The 16,328-nt window shown below is 67.4% G+C and carries 15 protein-coding genes; 3 read left to right on the forward strand and 12 right to left on the reverse strand.

Annotation, left to right across the window (positions count from 1 at the left end; translation table 11 throughout):
* Positions 1–15 precede the first annotated feature (15 nt).
* From RZE77_RS15940 to RZE77_RS15965, 6 genes are read right to left on the reverse strand one after another with little or no spacing between them, the layout of a single operon-like run.
* Positions 16–747: an HAD-IA family hydrolase gene (locus RZE77_RS15940; RefSeq protein ID WP_319438286.1), complete on the reverse strand. Its 732-nt coding sequence runs from the start codon at positions 745–747 to the stop codon at positions 16–18.
* A complete protein-coding gene (gene rpe, locus RZE77_RS15945; RefSeq protein WP_319438287.1) occupies positions 744–1,448 on the reverse strand; it encodes a ribulose-phosphate 3-epimerase in 705 nt (234 codons plus the stop codon). The genes RZE77_RS15940 and rpe overlap by 4 nt, the downstream gene beginning before the upstream one ends.
* On the reverse strand, positions 1,449–2,252 hold the full coding sequence (locus tag RZE77_RS15950) for an HAD-IA family hydrolase (protein ID WP_319438288.1): 804 nt from the start codon (positions 2,250–2,252) through the stop codon (positions 1,449–1,451).
* A complete protein-coding gene (gene cbbX, locus RZE77_RS15955; protein ID WP_319438289.1) occupies positions 2,249–3,181 on the reverse strand; it encodes a CbbX protein in 933 nt (310 codons plus the stop codon). Before cbbX ends, RZE77_RS15950 begins: the two co-directional genes overlap by 4 nt.
* Before the next feature lie 36 nt (positions 3,182–3,217).
* Entirely contained in the window at positions 3,218–3,637 is a 420-nt protein-coding gene (locus RZE77_RS15960; RefSeq protein WP_124958015.1) for a ribulose bisphosphate carboxylase small subunit, read from the reverse strand.
* 32 nt (positions 3,638–3,669) lie between these two features.
* Positions 3,670–5,127 carry a form I ribulose bisphosphate carboxylase large subunit gene (locus RZE77_RS15965; protein WP_307592608.1) on the reverse strand — a complete coding sequence of 486 codons (1,458 nt, stop codon included), beginning with the start codon at positions 5,125–5,127 and terminating at the stop codon, positions 3,670–3,672.
* A gap of 130 nt (positions 5,128–5,257) precedes the next feature.
* Here RZE77_RS15965 and RZE77_RS15970 point away from each other — a divergent pair, with 130 nt between their 5' ends.
* Together RZE77_RS15970 and RZE77_RS15975 are read left to right on the forward strand one after the other, a co-directional pair.
* Positions 5,258–6,235 (forward strand): LysR family transcriptional regulator, encoded by a 978-nt coding sequence (locus RZE77_RS15970; protein WP_319438290.1) that lies wholly within the window; start codon positions 5,258–5,260, stop codon positions 6,233–6,235.
* Positions 6,236–6,405: 170 nt separating this feature from the next.
* Positions 6,406–6,732 carry a hypothetical protein gene (locus RZE77_RS15975; protein ID WP_319438291.1) on the forward strand — a complete coding sequence of 109 codons (327 nt, stop codon included), beginning with the start codon at positions 6,406–6,408 and terminating at the stop codon, positions 6,730–6,732.
* A 24-nt stretch (positions 6,733–6,756) separates the two neighbouring features.
* Here RZE77_RS15975 and RZE77_RS15980 read toward each other — a convergent pair whose 3' ends face one another.
* From RZE77_RS15980 to RZE77_RS16005, 6 genes are read right to left on the reverse strand one after another with little or no spacing between them, the layout of a single operon-like run.
* Positions 6,757–9,054 (reverse strand): TonB-dependent receptor, encoded by a 2,298-nt coding sequence (locus tag RZE77_RS15980; protein ID WP_319438292.1) that lies wholly within the window; start codon positions 9,052–9,054, stop codon positions 6,757–6,759.
* Between the two features lie 11 nt (positions 9,055–9,065).
* The gene (locus tag RZE77_RS15985) at positions 9,066–10,070 is read right to left on the reverse strand and encodes a tripartite tricarboxylate transporter substrate binding protein (RefSeq protein WP_319438293.1); all 1,005 of its coding nucleotides are present in this window, start codon (positions 10,068–10,070) and stop codon (positions 9,066–9,068) included.
* Positions 10,071–10,084: 14 nt separating this feature from the next.
* Positions 10,085–10,975: an ABC transporter permease gene (locus RZE77_RS15990; protein WP_319438294.1), complete on the reverse strand. Its 891-nt coding sequence runs from the start codon at positions 10,973–10,975 to the stop codon at positions 10,085–10,087.
* Entirely contained in the window at positions 10,957–12,138 is a 1,182-nt protein-coding gene (locus RZE77_RS15995; protein ID WP_319438295.1) for a type 1 periplasmic-binding domain-containing protein, read from the reverse strand. The genes RZE77_RS15990 and RZE77_RS15995 overlap by 19 nt, the downstream gene beginning before the upstream one ends.
* Positions 12,135–13,130, reverse strand: a complete 996-nt coding sequence (locus RZE77_RS16000) for a PQQ-dependent catabolism-associated beta-propeller protein (protein ID WP_319438296.1) — start codon at positions 13,128–13,130, stop codon at positions 12,135–12,137. The genes RZE77_RS15995 and RZE77_RS16000 overlap by 4 nt, the downstream gene beginning before the upstream one ends.
* Before the next feature lie 39 nt (positions 13,131–13,169).
* Positions 13,170–13,883 (reverse strand): ABC transporter ATP-binding protein, encoded by a 714-nt coding sequence (locus RZE77_RS16005; RefSeq protein WP_319438297.1) that lies wholly within the window; start codon positions 13,881–13,883, stop codon positions 13,170–13,172.
* A 576-nt stretch (positions 13,884–14,459) separates the two neighbouring features.
* Between RZE77_RS16005 and RZE77_RS16010 the strand changes: the two genes are divergently transcribed.
* Positions 14,460–16,232, forward strand: coding sequence for a methanol/ethanol family PQQ-dependent dehydrogenase (locus tag RZE77_RS16010; RefSeq protein ID WP_405547617.1), 1,773 nt, complete (start codon positions 14,460–14,462; stop codon positions 16,230–16,232).
* Positions 16,233–16,328: the final 96 nt, after the last annotated feature.

Below are 16,328 nucleotides of genomic sequence, written 5' to 3' on the forward strand. Positions count from 1 at the left end.
CGTCTCCTGGTTGAATCAAAAAATCCGGGTCGTCATTTCTTCGTCTCGGCGGACCGCGGCGCGCGACTCGCATGCCCTCAGCAGCAGTTGCTGCGGCGTCGAGACGCGCCACGCGCGCGCCGCTTCGCTCGCATTCGCTGCCGCATGGCCGCCATAGCCCCAGGCCACCAGCGCCGCCGGACAGCCTGCGGCCTGCGCCGCGAGCAGGTCGGCCGGGCCGTCGCCCACCATCAGCAGCCGCGCGGGCTCCACACCCAGCTGGCGCGCCGCGGCCTGCAGCAGGAGCGGCGCGGGCTTGCGCTGCGCCGCGGTGTCGGCGCCGAAGACCCCCGCCATGGCCGGCAGCAGACCCGCTGCATCCAGCACGGCGCGTGCCAGCGGCGTCGGCTTGTTCGTGACCACCACCATCGGCAGCGTGCGGCGCAGGCCCGCGACGAGTGCGGCAATGCCCTCGAACACGCTGCCGAACTTCAATGGCGCCGCCAGCGTGGCGGCATCGAAGGACTTGCGCAGCCGGCCGCGCAACGCCTCGCTGCCGCCGAGCCCGTGCTCGCGCAGCGCCTGCAGGATCAGCGCATCGGGGCCGTCGCCGATCCATGCGCGCACGGTGTCCAGCTCGAAGCAGGCCAGCCCGGCTTCGTCGAGCGCGAAGTTCAGCGCCTGGCGGATGTCGGGCGCGCTGTCGACCAGCGTGCCGTCGAGGTCGAAGGCGATCGCATCGATGCCGTGCAGTTCTTCTTTCGTCATGCGGGACGCCCTTCCATCGACTCGCGGCCCTGCAGCGCCTGCGCGCGGATCGCGCCAATGGCTTCGCGGTAGCGGCCGCCGTTGAACACGGCCGAGCCCGCCACCAGCGTGTCGGCCCCGGCGGCGCCGATGCGCGCGGCGTTGTCGGGCTTCACGCCGCCATCGACCTCCAGCCAGATCTCGCGCCCGCTCGCATCGATGCGGCGGCGCACCGCCTCGATCTTCGGCAGCACGCTCTCGATGAAGCTCTGGCCGCCGAAGCCCGGGTTGACCGACATCAGCAGCACCAGGTCGAGCTGGTCCAGCACATGGTCGAGCACCGCGAGCGGCGTGGCGGGGTTGAGCACCAGGCCGGCCTTGCAGCCACTGTCCCGGATCAGCCGGATCGTGCGGTCGATGTGCTCGCTGGCCTCCGGGTGGAACGAGATGATCGAGGCACCGGCCTGCGCGAACATCGGGATCAGCGTGTCGACCGGCTTGACCATCAGGTGCACGTCGATCGGCACCGTTGCATAGGGCTTGATGGCCTCGCAGACCAGCGGACCGATTGTCAGATTTGGAACATAGTGGTTGTCCATGACATCGAAATGGATCAGGTCGGCGCCGGCCTCGATGACCGCCGTGACCTCTTCGCCGAGCCGCGCAAAGTTGGCCGACAGCAGGCTGGGTGCGATCCGCATGGCGTTTCTTGTGTTCTGCATCTAGGAGTTCTCGCGGTAAAGCGCCTGCACGGCATTCAATGGCGGGGCCACGGTGGCCAGTTGCAACAGTTCGTCGATGCCGAGCCAGGCCGCGGATTCGAGGCGCCCGCCGGGCTCGCCGGGCAGCGGCTGGCCAGGGTCGCCCAGGCTCGGCAACACCAGGCCGGCGCCGCTGAAGTCGCCGCCCTCGGTCCAGAAGGTGGGCGTGACCAGCGTCCAGAGGCCGGCGCCCAGGGCCGAGCGCAGCCCGTTGGGCGAGTCCTCGATGGCGATGGCGCGCTCGGGCGGCACGCCCAGCGTGTCGAGCGCCAGCAGGTAGATGTCGGAGGCGGGCTTCTTCGCGCGCACCTGGTCGCCGCAGGCGATCACGTCGAACATCGTGAGCCCGCGCGGGCCCAGCGTGGCCTGCAGCAGCGCGTCGATGTTGACGGCGGTGGTGGTGCTGGCAATGGCCAGGCGCAGGCCGGCGCGCTGGGCTTCCTCCAGGAAGCGCAGCACGCCGGTGCGCAGCTCGATGCCGCCGCGCCGCGCGATGTCGGTGTAGTGCTGCGTCTTGGCCGCATGGATGGCCGGCACGCGTTCATGCAGCCGCTTCTTCTCCGATGCGCCCAGCGGCAGCGAACCGATGTAGGCCTTCATGCGCTCCTTGCCGCCCGTGACCGCCAGCAGCGCGCGGTATTCGGCCTGGCTCCAGTGCCAGCCGAGCCCGAGCTGCTCGAACGCCAGGTTGAAGGCCATGCGATGCACTTCCTCGGTGTCGGCCAGGGTGCCGTCGACGTCGAAGACCAGGGCTTCGATGCTCATCTCTTTTCTCCTTCGGCCTGCGCGGCGTCCGCCGCCGGATGGAAGACGCGGCTGGCCAGGATGTCCTGCGCCTGCAGCGTGCAGAGCTGCTCGCGCGTCAGGGCCTCGTCGCTGCCGAACAGGCGCGTGGCGTGGCGCAGCCGGATGCGGTCGAGCGCGTTGCGGATCGAGCGCGCATTGGCAAAGTGCGGCTGCTGCCGGCGCAGGCTCACGTAGCGCGAGAAGGTGGAGGCTGCGCCGTCGTCGAAGCTGTAGTTCAGCCGCCCCAGCATGAGCTGCGCGATCTGCATCAGCTCGGCCTCGCTGTAGTCCGGAAAGTCGATGTGGTGCGCGATGCGCGAGGCCATGCCCGGGTTGCTGCTGAAGAAGGTCTCCATGCGGTCCTTGTAGCCCGCGAGGATCACCACGAGATCGTCGCGCTGGTTCTCCATCACCTGCAGCAGGATCTCGATGGCCTCCTGCCCGTAGTCGCGTTCGTTCTCGGGCCGGTAGAGGTAGTAGGCCTCGTCGATGAACAGCACGCCGCCCATCGCCTTCTTGATCACTTCCTTGGTCTTGGGCGCCGTGTGGCCAATGAACTGGCCCACCAGGTCGTCGCGCGTCACCGCCACCAAGTGGCCCTTGCGCACGTAGCCCAGTTGCTTGAGCACCTCGGCCATGCGCATCGCCACCGTGGTCTTGCCGGTGCCCGGGTTGCCCGTGAACGACATGTGCAGCGAAGGCGGCTGCGACTGCAGTCCCTGTTCCTGGCGCAGCTTGTCGATCAGGAGCAGCGCCGCGATGTCGCGGATACGGCCCTTGACCGGCGCCAGCCCGATCAGCTCGGCGTCGAGCTGGTCGAGCAGCGCCTTCACGCCCGAGGACTCGAAGAGCTGCCTCGGCGCGGTCGCGACGGCGGCCGTGGTGGCGGGGGTTTCGGTGGCGTCCATGCGTGGCTCCGGCAATCTCCGTGCGGTGGGGTTCGATCAGTAGCGGCTGCCTTCGGGCCGCGCCTGCACCGCATAGCTTTCGATGCTGTAGCGGATCGTGCGGCCCGGCTCCTCGGAGCGGATCAGGCGGAAGCCCGGTTCGTTCGACGGCCGGTTGACGATGAAGGACATCACGACCGATTCGGTGCCGTGCGTCGAATCGAAGGCCGTCACGCGGATGTACTGCTGCGGAAAGGTCTTGCGGCAGGCCGCGAGTTCGAGCATGACGCCGGCCGCATCCTTGATGTCGAACATCGGGTTGCCGAACATCTCCCAGAAGGTGTTGCGCGGATGCGGGTCGTCGGTGTATTCGAGGCCGATGGCCCAGCCCTTGTCGAGGCAATACTCGACCTGGCGGCTGATCTGCTCGTCGCTCAGGTCGGGCAGGAAGGAAAAGGTACCTTGCGTGATTCGCATGTCTGTTGCTCCTGGAACTGGAAAAGGCGGGTTCAGGCCACCGACGGCGTCGGCACGTAGTCCGAGGTATCGGTGGAGGCGTAGTTGAAGGAGATCTCGCCCCAGGTGTCGAGCGCGGCCGCGAGCGGCGTGCACCACTTGGCCGCGTCGCGCAGGATCTGCGGCCCCTCGTTGGCGATGTCGCGGCCCTCGTTGCGGGCCAGCACCATGGCTTCGAGCGCGACGCGGTTGGCGGTGGCCCCGGCCTGGATGCCCTGCGGATGGCCGATGGTGCCGCCGCCGAACTGCAGCACCACGTCGTCGCCGAACAGGTCGAGCAGCTGGTGCATCTGGCCGGCATGGATGCCGCCCGAGGCCACCGGCATCACCTTGCGCAGCGCACCCCAGTCCTGGTCGAAGTAGATGCCGCGCGGCAGGTCGACCTTGGTGTGCGTGTCGCGGCAGACGTTGTAGTAGCCCTGCACCGTCATCGGGTCGCCCTCGAGCTTGCCCACGGCCGTGCCCGCATGGATGTGGTCCACGCCCGCCAGGCGCATCCACTTGGCGATCACCCGGAAGCTCACGCCGTGGTTCTTCTGGCGCGTGTAGGTGCCGTGGCCCGCGCGGTGCAGGTGCAGGATCATGTCGTTCTGGCGGCACCAGTTGCTCATCGACTGGATGGCCGTGTAGCCGATCACCAGGTCGACCATCACGATCACCGAGCCCAGCTCCTTGGCGAACTGCGCGCGGCGGTACATCTCTTCCATGGTGCCGGCCGTGACGTTCAGGTAGCTGCCCTTGACCTCGCCGGTGGCCGCGCTGGCCTTGTTGACCGCGTCCATCACGAACAGGAAGCGGTCGCGCCAGTGCATGAACGGCTGCGAGTTGATGTTCTCGTCGTCCTTCATGAAGTCGAGCCCGCCGCGCAGGCCCTCGTACACCACGCGGCCGTAGTTGCGGCCCGAGAGCCCGAGCTTGGGCTTGGTGGTGGCTCCCAGCAGCGGCCGGCCGAACTTGTCGAGCCGCTCGCGCTCCACCACGATGCCGGTCGGCGGGCCGGGGAAGGTCTTGACGTAGGCCACCGGAAACTTCATGTCCTCCAGCCGCGCGGCCTTCAGCGGCTTGAAGCTGAAGACGTTGCCGATGATGGAAGCCGTCACGTTGGTGATCGAGCCCTCCTCGAACAGCGAGAGGTCGTAGGCCACGTAGCAGAAGTACTGGCCCGGGTTGTTGGGCACCGGCTCCACCTTGTAGGCCTTGGCGCGGTACATGTCGCAGGCCGTGAGGCGGTCGGTCCACACCACGGTCCAGGTGGCGGTGGACGATTCGCCCGCCACCGCCGCGGCGGCCTCGATGGCGTCCACGCCTTCCTGCGGCGTGATGCGGAAGAGCGCGAGGATGTCCGTGTCCTTGGGCACGTAGTCGCCGTCCCAGTAGCCCATCTGCGCGTACTTGAGCACACCGGCCGAGTAGCGCTTCTTGGCGTCGGTGATCTGGATTGCTTCGTTCATGTTGCCCATGGAGTGCCTCTCGAAAAAGAAGGGGTTTGGTGCTGTCTGGTGAAGCGAATGTAGGCCTCGTGAAAGATAAAGAAAAATTAAATCTTTTGACATTCACATTTGCCAAACCTAATATCACCGCATGCCTCTTTCCAAGCACGCGAGCTTCAGACAGCTCGCCACCTTCCATGCCGTGGCGCGGCTCGGCAGCGTTTCACTTGCTGCAGATGAAATGCACCTGACGCAACCCGCGGTGTCGATACAAATCGGCACACTCGAGGAGTCGGCCGGCACGCCGCTGCTGCAGCGCACGGGCCGCGGCATCCGGCTGACCGAAGCGGGCGAATTGCTGGCGGGCTATGCCGGCCGCATCCTCGACCTGTGGCGCGAGGCCGGCGACGAAATGGCCATGCTGCAGGGCGTGTTCTCGGGCACGCTGCGCGTGGGCGCCATCACCACGGCCGAATACCTGCTGCCGCCGATCCTGGTGAACTTCGCCAAGGAGCATCCGAAGGTGAAGGTCAAGCTGCAGGTCGGCAACCGCGACGAGATCGTGCGCATGCTCGCGGGCCAGGAGATCGACATCGCCATCATGGGCCGACCGCCCGCAGAGCTGAAGACCGACTCCAGCGCCTTCGCCAAGCACCCGATGGCCTTTCTCGCGGCGCCCTCGCATCCGCTGATGTCCGCGGCCAAGCCGAGCATCGCCCTGCTCTCGGACACGCGCATGCTGGTGCGCGAGCGCGGCTCGGGCACGCGCACCACGGTCGAACGCTTCTTCAAGGACCATGGGCTGCCGCTGCGCATCGGCTCCGAGCTGTCGAGCAACGAGGCCATCAAGCAGATGTGCGCCGCGGGCTTCGGCATTGCCTTTTTGTCGATGCACACCTGCGTGCTCGAGATGAACGCGGGCCTGCTCGGCGTGCTGCCGGTGCCGGGCAATCCCGTGGTGCGCGACTGGTACGTGATGCACCTGGCCTCGCGGCAACTGCCGCAGGTGGCGCTGGCCTTCGAGGAGTATTTGCGCACGCATGGCCAGGCGCAGATCCAGCAGCAGCTTGGCACATTGCCAGTGGCCCGTGCCGCTGCAAAGAAACGCAGCACGCGGCGCGCGGCCTGAGAGGTCGATCGCTCATGGGCGCGGATAATCTCCGCGTTCATTCAAGCAGGGAGCACAAAGATGCAGATCATTGGATGGGTACGCGGTCGGGATACAGCCGCCTACGACCGGGAGGACAACTGGTTTTCCGGCCTGGGCAAGTCCGAGGAGATTCTGTTCCGGGAGGTCAAGTGAAGCGGCTCGCCGTATCGTTGGGCGGAGCGATCTTTGGCCTGTTCGTCACATGGGTTTGCCTCTACATCGCCAGCAAAATCAATTGGCCCGTATTGGCAGCGCCTGCGCAGGGCTGCTACGAAATCGACAAATGTCCAACTCGTTGGTGGACATATCCAGCGCTCTTTGGAACCTTGCTCGGTCCAGCCCTGCTGCTGGGCCTGCTGAACGGGTTTGCGTGGCGGCGGTGGACGCTCCGCAAATGGACATGGCGCTTTGGGGTGCTCGTCCTGCTGGTGATCATGTTCCATTTCGCAGGACATCTGCTGCCGTTGATTCGCTGATGCGAGCGCTCTTCGCGCCGACTCTCAGACCCCCAGCTGCACCCGCATGCCGATCCACACCGCGCGCGGCGCGCCCGGCGCCACGAACTGCGCATTGCGCCATGCATCGGGCGCGGCCACCACGCCGCTCGCATCGAAGCCGTTGCGGCCCAGCTGGCCCGCGCTGGCGTAGCGGCGGTTGAAGACGTTCGCCACCTTGGCAAAAAGCTCCACGTTGGGCCCGAGCTTCCAGCGCGTCGTGAGGTCGAGCAGCGCGTAGCCGCCGATGCGGCCGCTGCCGCTGAAGTCGACCCCGTCGGGCGCGTGCAGGCCGTTCTCGTTGCCGCGCACCGTCTGCTTCGAGTACACGCGGTACTGCGCGCCCAGCGTCCAATCCGGCGTCACGCGCCAATCGACATTGAGCTTGAGCGAATGCGCCGGCAGCCCCGGCAGGCGGTCGCCGCGGCGCACCGCGATCTCGCCCTCGCCGGTGCAGGCGGGGCTGGTTTCGGCGCTGCTGTTGGCTTCGGCCACCAGGCAGGCCGGCGAGTCGTATCTCGCGCGCAGGTAGCTGTACGACAGCGACCAGTCGACGCGGTCGGTCTGCTGCGAAAGGCCGAGCTCCACACCCTGGCGCAGGGTGCGCCCGAAGTTGCTGAAGTAGCCGCGCGAGAGCCCGCTGCTCACGAACAGCAGGTCGTCCTTGTTGACGGTGCGGAACACCGAGGCATTCCAGCGCATGCCGGACTCGAGCGTGCCGCGCAGCCCGGTTTCGAGCGTCTGCGACACCACCTGCTTGAGCGGCGGATCGGACTGCAGCGCGTTCGGCAGCACGCAGGCGTTGGCCGGGTCGGAGCAGCCGAGCTCGATCGGGCTCGGCGCGCGGCTGCCCTGGCTCCAGCCCGCATAGGCCGTGAGCCGCGGCGTGGCCTGCCATGTGAGGCCGATGGCGGGATTGAACTTCTTGTAGCGGCCTTCGCCATCGAGCTGCGTGGAAAGCCCGAGCAAGGCGCGCCCATCGTCGCGAGTGCTCACGCGGGTGTCGTTGTAGCGGCCCGAGAGGCTCAGCTGCAGGTTCGGCCGCAGGCTCACCAGGTCGGAAAAATAGATGCTCGCAGTGCGGCTCTTGCCCGCGAGCAGCGCGTCGACTTCGGCTTCTTCCATCGGCACCACCGCGCGCGTGGAGTCCAGCATGCCCTCGGACTCGGTCTGCCGGAAGTGCGTGCGCGCACGGTCCACGGAAGCGCCGAAAGTGAGCTGGTGAATGCCCGCGGTGTAGGTGGACTGCAGCGCCACGCCTTCGCCGTGCTGGCGCGTGTAGGTGCGGTTCTCCACGCCCGACTCCTCGACCTCCGGCGGCTCGAAATCGTCATTGAGGTCGCCGTTGAGCGTGCTGTAGCGCGAACGCCGCGTGTAGGCCGTCATGGAGATCGTCTGCACGTCGCTCAGGCGGTAGCTGGCATTGAGCGTGAGCATCGACATGCGGTTGTCGGTGCGGTCGGGCCGCGTGTACACCTGCTTGCGGTTCTGCATCAGCATCGATTCGGGCAGCAGGCCGTTGCCCACCATGCGGTTGTCGCCATGGGTGAAGCTCAGGTCCCAGGAGAGCTTTCCGCTGTCCTGCCCGACCTTGGCGAACAGCTGGCGCACGCGCGAGGGCGAGAAGTTGCGCCAGCCGTCCTCGTTGAGGCCGCCGAGCGCGAGGAACAGGTGCCCGCCTTCGGCCAGCTTGCGGCCATGCGTGAGCTCGGTGCTCACGCGGCCGAAGGAGCCGGCCTGCAGTTCCAGCCCGGTGCCCGGATGCGTGTCGCCGCGCTTGGTCTGCAGCGACAGCGCACCCCCGAGCGTGTTGAGGCCGAACAGCGGGTTGGAGCCCGGCAGCAGCGTGATGCTCGAGATGGCGGCCTTCGGGACCAGGTCCCAGTTCACCACGTCGCCGAAGGGCTCGTTGATGCGCACGCCGTCCTGGTACACCGACAGGCCCTGCGGCGTGCCCAGCACCGGGCTCGCGGTGAAGCCGCGGTAGTTCACGTCGACCTGGAACGGATTGCCCTGGATCTCGTTCACGTTCACGCTGGGCAGCTGCGTGGCCATGAAGTCCGGCAGGTTCAGGCTCTGCGCGCGGCGCAGGTGCTGGTCGTCGGCGGTCTGCACGTTGGACGGGATCTGGTCCTTCGGCACCTCGATGCCCGGCACGGGCGTGGTGCCGACCACCTCGACGGCCGGCAGGCTGCCCGCCCGGGCCGCGATGGCCTCCTGTGCCTGTCCGGGCATCGGGCAGGCAGCGGCGGCCATCGCAAGGCCGATCAGCCGGCGGGCGGTAGGCGATTTCGGTCGGCTCACAGTGTTCCCCCTCAAGTGCCGGTGCGCGTGAGGCCCAGCTTTTCGATGATGGCGCGCTCCTGCGCGAAGATTTCGCGGCACGACTGCGCGTAGGCCTCGGGCCCGAGGTAGTCGACTTCCTGGTCGTACTTCGCGAGTTCGTCCTTGAAGCGCTGGTCGAACATGGCCTTCTTGAAGGCATCGTGCAGCACCGTCACCACGCCGCGCGACAGACCGCGTGGCCCGGCCAGCCCGTAGGGCGACTTGGCCACGATGTCGAAGCCGAGCTCGCGCAGCACGGGCACCTGGGGCCAGCGCTTCGAACGCTCGCCGGAAAAGATCGCCAGCAGCCGCAGCGTGCCCGCATCGACGGCGGGCCCGAAGCCGGTGGAATTGACGCCGGCCATCACCTGCCCGCCCGCAATCGCGTTGAGCTGCTCGGCCGTGCCCTTGTACGGCACGTGGATGTAGCGCAGGCCGCGCGCCGTGAACAGCTCTTCCAGCACCATGTGCGGCGTGGTCCCGATGCCGTTGGTGGCAATGGTCAGCTCGCCGGGCCGGGCCCGCGCGAAGGCGAACATGTCTTCGACCGACCGCACGGGGCTGCCGGTCGCGACCAGCATGCCGAAGGTGACGCTGGACACCTGGATGATCGGCGTGACGTCGCGGATCGGGTCCCACAGCACCTTCTGCGTGTGCGGTGCGCGGAACACCGGCTGCGGCATCTGGGCGATGGTGTAGCCGTCGGGACGCGCCTGCTGCAGCACCGGCATGGCCAGCGTGCCGCCGGCGCCGCCGCGGTTTTCGGTCAGCACCGGCTGCCCGAGCGCAACCGAGGCCAGTTCGGCCAGGATCCGCAGCGAGATGTCGGTGGCGCCGCCCGCGGGCCAGGGCACCCACAGCGTCACGGGGCGGGAAGGAAAGGGCTCGGTCGAAGCCATTGCCCGGGCCAAGGGCAACGCGCCCAGCGCCAGCGCGCCGGCACCGCGCAGCCAGCTGCGCCGGGTCAATGAGCCGAGGCCGCCCTGCCCGTTCATGGCCCGCCTCCGGCTCATGGCCCGCCCCCTCCACGCTTGGTGAGGCCGCCGAAGCCGCGCTGCGGGTCGTAGCCCCAGCAGGCCAGCCCGAAGAAAACGGCCAGGCAGCCCAGCACCAGGTAAGGCGCCAGGCCCGGGTCCTTGCCGTAGAGCGCGAAGCGGATCCACTCCACCGCGTAGGTGAAGGGATTGAAGCGCGCCAGCTGGTACACCCATTCGGCGCCCGACTCCTGCAGCTTCCACAGCGGATAGAGCGCGGTCGACAGGAAGTACATCGGAAAGATGACGAAATTCATCGTGCCCGCGAAGTTCTCCAGCTGCTTGATGTGCACCGACAGCAGCAGCCCGAGCGCGCCCAGCATGAGCGCGCCGGCCGCCAGCGCCACCAAGGCATGCAGGGCCGAGAGCGACAGCAGCGGCAGTTCGGTGCCGATCAGCGCCGCCACCACCACGAACACCAGCGCCTGCAGCACCGACAGCAGCGCAGTGGCGCAGAGCTTGGAGAACAGCAGCCAGGGCCGCGGCAGCGGCGCGGTGAGCAAGAGGCGCATCAGGCCCATCTCGCGGTCGTAGACCATGGCCAGCGACGACTGCATGCCGTTGAACAGCAGCACCATGCCGACCAGCCCCGGCACGATGTAGACGTCGTAGGGAATGTAGGTGTCGTAGGGCTCGACGATCGCCACGCCGAACACGTTGCGGAAACCGGCCGCGAACACCGCCAGCCACAGGAGCGGCCGCACCAGCGCCGACACCAGCCGGCCGGTCTGCTGCGAGAACTTGTAGAGCTCGCGCATCATGATCGCGCGCATCGCCTGCAGCGCATGGCCCAGCCCGCGACGCACCAGCGGCTCGCCGGCGCTCTCGCCCGCGGGCGTCTTCGTTTTCAGCGCGCGTTCGGACATAGCTTCTCCGGCGCATCGGCGCCCAGCGTGTCGAGCACGTTGCGCGCATGCAGCACGCCTTCGGCCGGCGCCTGCGCGATCACGCCCTGCCCGTCGGTCAGCAGCATGGGCTGGCGCAGCTGGCCGTCCCAGGCGCGGAAGCTCAGGCTGGTGCCCTTGGAGCCGTCGAGCGTGCTCTTGCCGATGGCCTGGGCCCAGGCCGTGTTCGGCCCCTTGGGCGCGGCAATGGCGACAGCCGCCAGGGTCTTGCCGGCCATCCAGGCGGCCCAGTCCTGCGCGGTCATCGGGCGCTTCGCGGCCTTGGTGAAACGCCTCGAGACCTGCGGCGCGCCGTAGCGCTCGAACTGCGCATGCCAGGCCAGCGCCACCAGCCCGCCGTCGCCCACCACCGGCCGCGGCAGCACGGTGCGGTAGGGCAGCGTGCGGGCGAATTCGCCGTCGCTGTCGACCACCCACACGGCGTCGTAGTTGTTGCCGGCCGTGAGCAGCAGCGGGTTGGCGAGGTCGCGCTCGCGCGGGTCGGCCGAGAGCTTGAACGGCTTGCTGGCCACCACCTGCAGGCCGTAGCGCCTGATCGATGCCTGCGCGGTGGCCGCGCGCAGCGCGTCCTGCGGGCTGCCGCCCACCAGCAGGAGCAGCTTGCTCCATTTGCGCGACACCAGCGTCTGCGCCAGCGCGTCGCTGCGCATGCGTTCGCTGGGAGCCAGGTGGAACATGCGGGCGCGGCAATCCTGCTGGCGCAGCCGGTCGGAGGCGTCGCCCAGGTTCAGCACCGGCAGCTTCACGGCATCGGCCACGGCCAGCGTCCATTCGGCGGGCAGGTCGGTCAGCAGCACCGCCGCACCATTCTTCTCGGCCGCCACCGCGGCGGCGCGCGCGGCCTCGAGGGTCGCGGCCGGCGCGGCGGCCAGCGCCACTTCGGCACCGGCGGCCTCCAGTTCGAACTTCGCCTCTTCGAGCGCGACCTCGAGCCCATCGGAAAGCGGGCCGCCCGGGTGTCCCAGGTAGGCCCGCTCCAGGCGGGAGCGCTCCAGGCGGGGATCGTCGTCCGGCGTGATCAGCGTGGCCTTGAGCACGGCCGCGCCCGCCGCCACCGGCGCCACGAGCGCCACGGCCATCAACCACGCGCCCGCAAAACAGGAAGCCGTTGCGCGCGTCCTCATTCGACGATCACGAGCCCATAGGGCACGCGCCCTACCGGAACGCTCTTGATGGCCTTGGCGCCGGCCACGTCGACCACCGTCACATCGTCGCTCAAGCCGTTGACCACGTAGAGCCGCGCCTGCGCCTTGTCGAGCGTCACGTTCCAGGCCCGCTTGCCGACCAGCACCAGCGAGCCGACCTTGCGGCTCGCCACGTCGATGAAGGCCACGTGGTTGGCGCGGCCAAGGCCCACGAAGGCCCGCTTGCCGTCGCTCGTCATCTGGATGCCCACGGGCGTGATGTCCTCGGCGCGGGCGCCTTTCACCTCGAACTTGAGCGTGTCGATCACCTCGTGGGTGGCGGTGGAGACGATGCTGACGCTCGCGCCCAGTTCGTTGGTGATCCACAGCTCCTTGCCGTCCGGCGTGATGGCCATGCGGCGCGGGCGCTTGCCCGCCTTGATGTTCTTCACGACCTTGCCGGTGGCCGTGTCGATCACATGCACGAGGCTTGCCACCTCCGACGTGACGTACAGCGTCTTGCCGTCGGCGCTGACCTTGACGCCCTCCGGCTCCGCGCCCACCTTGACCGAACGCAGCTTCTTGCCGCTGGCGGTGTCGATGAAGCTGGCCTCGCCCGCGTCTTCGTTGGAGACGTAGATGACCTTGCCGTCCGGCGACAGGTCGAAGGCCTCGGGCTCGTCGCCCAGCGCGATGCGCCGCACCGACTTGCCGCTCGCGGGGTCGATCAGGTCGGCCTGGTTGGAATCGGTGCAGGCCACCATGATCTGGCGCTCGGGCGTCAGCTGGATGTGGCGCGCGCGCTTGCAGGTCGGGATCGTTCCCTTCACCGCCAGCGTGGCAAGGTCGATCATCGTCAGCGCGTTGTCCTTCTCGCTCGAGACATAGGCGGTGCCCTGCGCCAGCACGGCGCTGCTGGCAGCGGCGAGCACGAACGCGCTAGCAGCGGCGCGGACCAGCGCGCCAGGCGCCATGAAAGAAGGTTGCGGCATGCGATGTCTCCATTCTTGTTGGTTCGGATTCGTCAATCATCAAGCGGTGCGGGCGATGAAGCCCGCCTCCAGGCTGGCGCCGCCAAGCTGGCGGCCCACGTCGGCCGGCGTGCCATCGGCCAGCAGCGATCCCTTGTGCAGCACCAGCACGCGGTCGGCCTCCTCGGCCTCCTCGACCCGGTGCGTGGCCCACAGCACGCACACGCCGCGCTCGCGCACGTCGGCATGCAGGGCGGCCAGCAGGTCCTGGCGCGATCTGGGGTCGAGGCCGACGGTGGCTTCGTCCATCAGCAGCACGGCTGGCCGGTGCAGCCCCGCGCGCGCCAGCTCGACCTTGCGCCGGTTGCCGCCCGACAGCTCGCGCACCTTGCGGTCGAGGTCGGCATCGATGTTCAGGCGCTCGCAGGCCGACGCGATGCGCGCGGCCGCGAGCCGCCGCGGCAGGCCGTGCAGGTCGGCCTGGAACAGCAGGTTGCGCCGGATGCTCAGGTCCAGGTCGAGCGACATCTGCTGGAACACGACGCCGATGTGCCGCAGCGCCGCGGTCGCCGAGCGGCGCAGCGAATGGCCGGCGACTTCGACCTCGCCTTCGTCGGCCGCGAACATGCCCGTGAGCACCTGGAACAGCGTCGACTTGCCCGCGCCGTTGGGCCCGAGCAGCGCCACGAACTGGCCCGCGGGCACATGCAGCGACAACGACTGCAGCGCCGTGCGCGTGCCATAGCGCTTGGTTAAGTCGATGGTTCGCAGCATGTAGAACGTTGGGATCTGCCGGGCTTTGGGGGTTTCAATGGTATTTGCCGTTTGCTTTCAATCCGCAAATTCTGTGCCTCTGGCGGTCGAGGGTTTTCACTGTGATGAGTCCCTACTCATTTGCCCTCGCAAGAGCCGCTGCAGCCCGCTGCAAGCCCTGGCCGCTCGACATCCGTGACTTCGCACGAGACACTTTGCGTCAAATTTGATGCGCACACGATGCAGGGCCACGGCAATGCGTGGCGCGCAGCGCTGGACAGCGCATCGCACGCTCGGGATTTCCCTAGGTTCGGATCGCGTTGAGGCACGCCGCCGCACACTGCGCGAACACCGCCTCGTGCACGCCTCCCCCGAGTGAAGCCGCGTGTCTCCGCATGGAGCGCGCGTGGGACTTCGAAATGCTCCACGCTGGAACCGGCAGGCATGGATGTTGCGGACCGCAGCATTCGCCAAAGCGATCGAAAGATCCGCAGGTGCTGCCAAGACCGTGTTCAAAACCCACTGAAATGTGAGGAGACATTTATGAAGTTTTCCAGGCAGATCGCCGGCCGTCTCGTACGGCATATCGGCGTCGCGATGCTGGCTCTTCCGGCTTTGGCGCTTGCCAATGCCGACGTCGAGAAAAACATCGCCAACTCGAAGAACTGGGCCACGCAAGCGGGCGATATGTTCAACCAGCGATACAGCAAGTTGAATCAGATCACCAAGAGCAACGTGGGCAAGATGCAGGTCGCGTGGACCTTCTCCACCGGCGTCCTGCGTGGCCACGAGGGTTCGCCCCTGGTGGTCGACGGCACGATGTACCTGCACTCGCCGTTTCCCAACAAGGTGTACGCACTCGACATCGAAACCCAGAAGATCCTCTGGAAGTACGAGCCCAAGCAGGACCAGTCGGTCATTGCCGTCATGTGCTGCGACACCGTGAACCGGGGCCTCGCCTATGCCGAAGGCAAGGTCTTCCTGCAACAGGCCGACACCACCCTGGTGGCGCTCGACAGCAAGACCGGCAAGGTGGTGTGGACGGTGAAGAACGGCGATCCGAAGGTCGGCGCCACCAACACCAACGCACCCCACGTCTTCAAGGACAAGGTCATCACCGGCATCAGCGGCGGCGAGTTCGGCGTGCGCGGCTTCCTGGCGGCCTACAACATCAAGGACGGCAAGCTGGCATGGAAGGGCTTCAGCACCGGCCCCGACGAAGAAATGCTGATGGACCCGGCCAAGACCATGACCTGGACCGACGGCAAGCTCGCGCCGGTGGGCAAGGACTCTTCGCTGAAGACCTGGAAGGGCGACCAGTGGAAGATCGGCGGCGGCACCACCTGGGGCTGGTACAGCTACGACAAGGCGACCAATGCCGTCTACTACGGCACCGGCAACCCGTCGACCTGGAACCCCTCGCAGCGGCCCGGCGACAACAAGTGGTCGATGAGCATCTTCTCGCGCGACGTGGACACCGGCAAGGTCAACTGGGTCTACCAGATGACGCCGTTCGACGAGTGGGACTTCGACGGGATCAATGAAATGATCCTGGCGGACATCAACGTCAAGGGCAAGCCGACCAAGGCACTGGTGCACTTCGACCGCAACGGCTTTGCCTACACGCTGGACCGCGTGACCGGTGCCCTGCTGGTGGCCGAGAAGTACGACCCCAAGGTGAACTGGGCCACGCACGTCGACATGAAGACCGGCCGCCCGCAGGTGGTGGCCAAGTACTCGACCGCGCAGAACGGCGCCGACGTCAACACCAAGGGCATCTGCCCGGCGGCGCTGGGCAGCAAGGACCAGCAACCGGCCTCCTACGACCCCAACACCAAGCTCTTCTACGTGCCGACGAACCACGTCTGCATGGACTACGAGCCGTTCAAGGTCGAGTACACGGCAGGCCAGCCGTACGTGGGCGCCACGCTCTCGATGTACCCCACGCCGGGCAGCCATGGCGGCATGGGCAACTTCATCACCTGGGACGCAGGCACCGGCAAGATCGTGCAGACCAAGGCCGAGAAGTTCTCGGTGTGGAGCGGTTCGCTGAACACCGCCGGCGGAATCTCCTGCTACGGCACGCTGGAGGGCTACCTCAAGTGCGTGGATGCCAAGGACATCAACAAGGAGCTGTTCAAGTTCAAGACCCCGTCCGGCATCATCGGCAACGTGTTCACCTATGAGCACAAGGGCAAGCAGTACGTCGGCGTGTTCTCGGGCATTGGCGGCTGGGCCGGCATCGGCATGGCTGCGGGCATCGACCCCGAGAAGAGCACCGAGGGCCTGGGCGCCGTCGGCGGCTACAAGGAACTGAGCCAGTACACCGAGCTCGGCGGCTCGCTGACTGTCTTCGCGCTGCCCAAGTGAGGCGTTATTACCGAGGCGTCATTGGATAGATAGACGCAACATGCGAACCGGGAGAGCACTCGCTCGAGGGCTCTCCCCCACGCACTTTCAAAAGAT

Source organism: Variovorax sp. SPNA7 (assembly GCF_033807855.1).
GTDB lineage: Bacteria > Pseudomonadota > Gammaproteobacteria > Burkholderiales > Burkholderiaceae_C > Variovorax > Variovorax beijingensis.

What these genes read in the sequence shown, in the direction of transcription:
- RZE77_RS15940 (WP_319438286.1), bottom strand. Translation starts at nt 747, where the DNA reads ATGACGAAAGAAGAACTGCACGGCATCGATGCGATCGCCTTCGACCTC.
- rpe (WP_319438287.1), bottom strand. Translation starts at nt 1,448, where the DNA reads ATGCAGAACACAAGAAACGCCATGCGGATCGCACCCAGCCTGCTGTCG.
- RZE77_RS15950 (WP_319438288.1), bottom strand. Translation starts at nt 2,252, where the DNA reads ATGAGCATCGAAGCCCTGGTCTTCGACGTCGACGGCACCCTGGCCGAC.
- cbbX (WP_319438289.1), bottom strand. Translation starts at nt 3,181, where the DNA reads ATGGACGCCACCGAAACCCCCGCCACCACGGCCGCCGTCGCGACCGCG.
- RZE77_RS15960 (WP_124958015.1), bottom strand. Translation starts at nt 3,637, where the DNA reads ATGCGAATCACGCAAGGTACCTTTTCCTTCCTGCCCGACCTGAGCGAC.
- RZE77_RS15965 (WP_307592608.1), bottom strand. Translation starts at nt 5,127, where the DNA reads ATGAACGAAGCAATCCAGATCACCGACGCCAAGAAGCGCTACTCGGCC.
- RZE77_RS15970 (WP_319438290.1), top strand. Translation starts at nt 5,258, where the DNA reads ATGCCTCTTTCCAAGCACGCGAGCTTCAGACAGCTCGCCACCTTCCAT.
- RZE77_RS15985 (WP_319438293.1), bottom strand. Translation starts at nt 10,070, where the DNA reads ATGAACGGGCAGGGCGGCCTCGGCTCATTGACCCGGCGCAGCTGGCTG.
- RZE77_RS15990 (WP_319438294.1), bottom strand. Translation starts at nt 10,975, where the DNA reads ATGTCCGAACGCGCGCTGAAAACGAAGACGCCCGCGGGCGAGAGCGCC.
- RZE77_RS15995 (WP_319438295.1), bottom strand. Translation starts at nt 12,138, where the DNA reads ATGAGGACGCGCGCAACGGCTTCCTGTTTTGCGGGCGCGTGGTTGATG.
- RZE77_RS16000 (WP_319438296.1), bottom strand. Translation starts at nt 13,130, where the DNA reads ATGCCGCAACCTTCTTTCATGGCGCCTGGCGCGCTGGTCCGCGCCGCT.
- RZE77_RS16005 (WP_319438297.1), bottom strand. Translation starts at nt 13,883, where the DNA reads ATGCTGCGAACCATCGACTTAACCAAGCGCTATGGCACGCGCACGGCG.
- RZE77_RS16010 (WP_405547617.1), top strand. Translation starts at nt 14,460, where the DNA reads ATGCTGGCTCTTCCGGCTTTGGCGCTTGCCAATGCCGACGTCGAGAAA.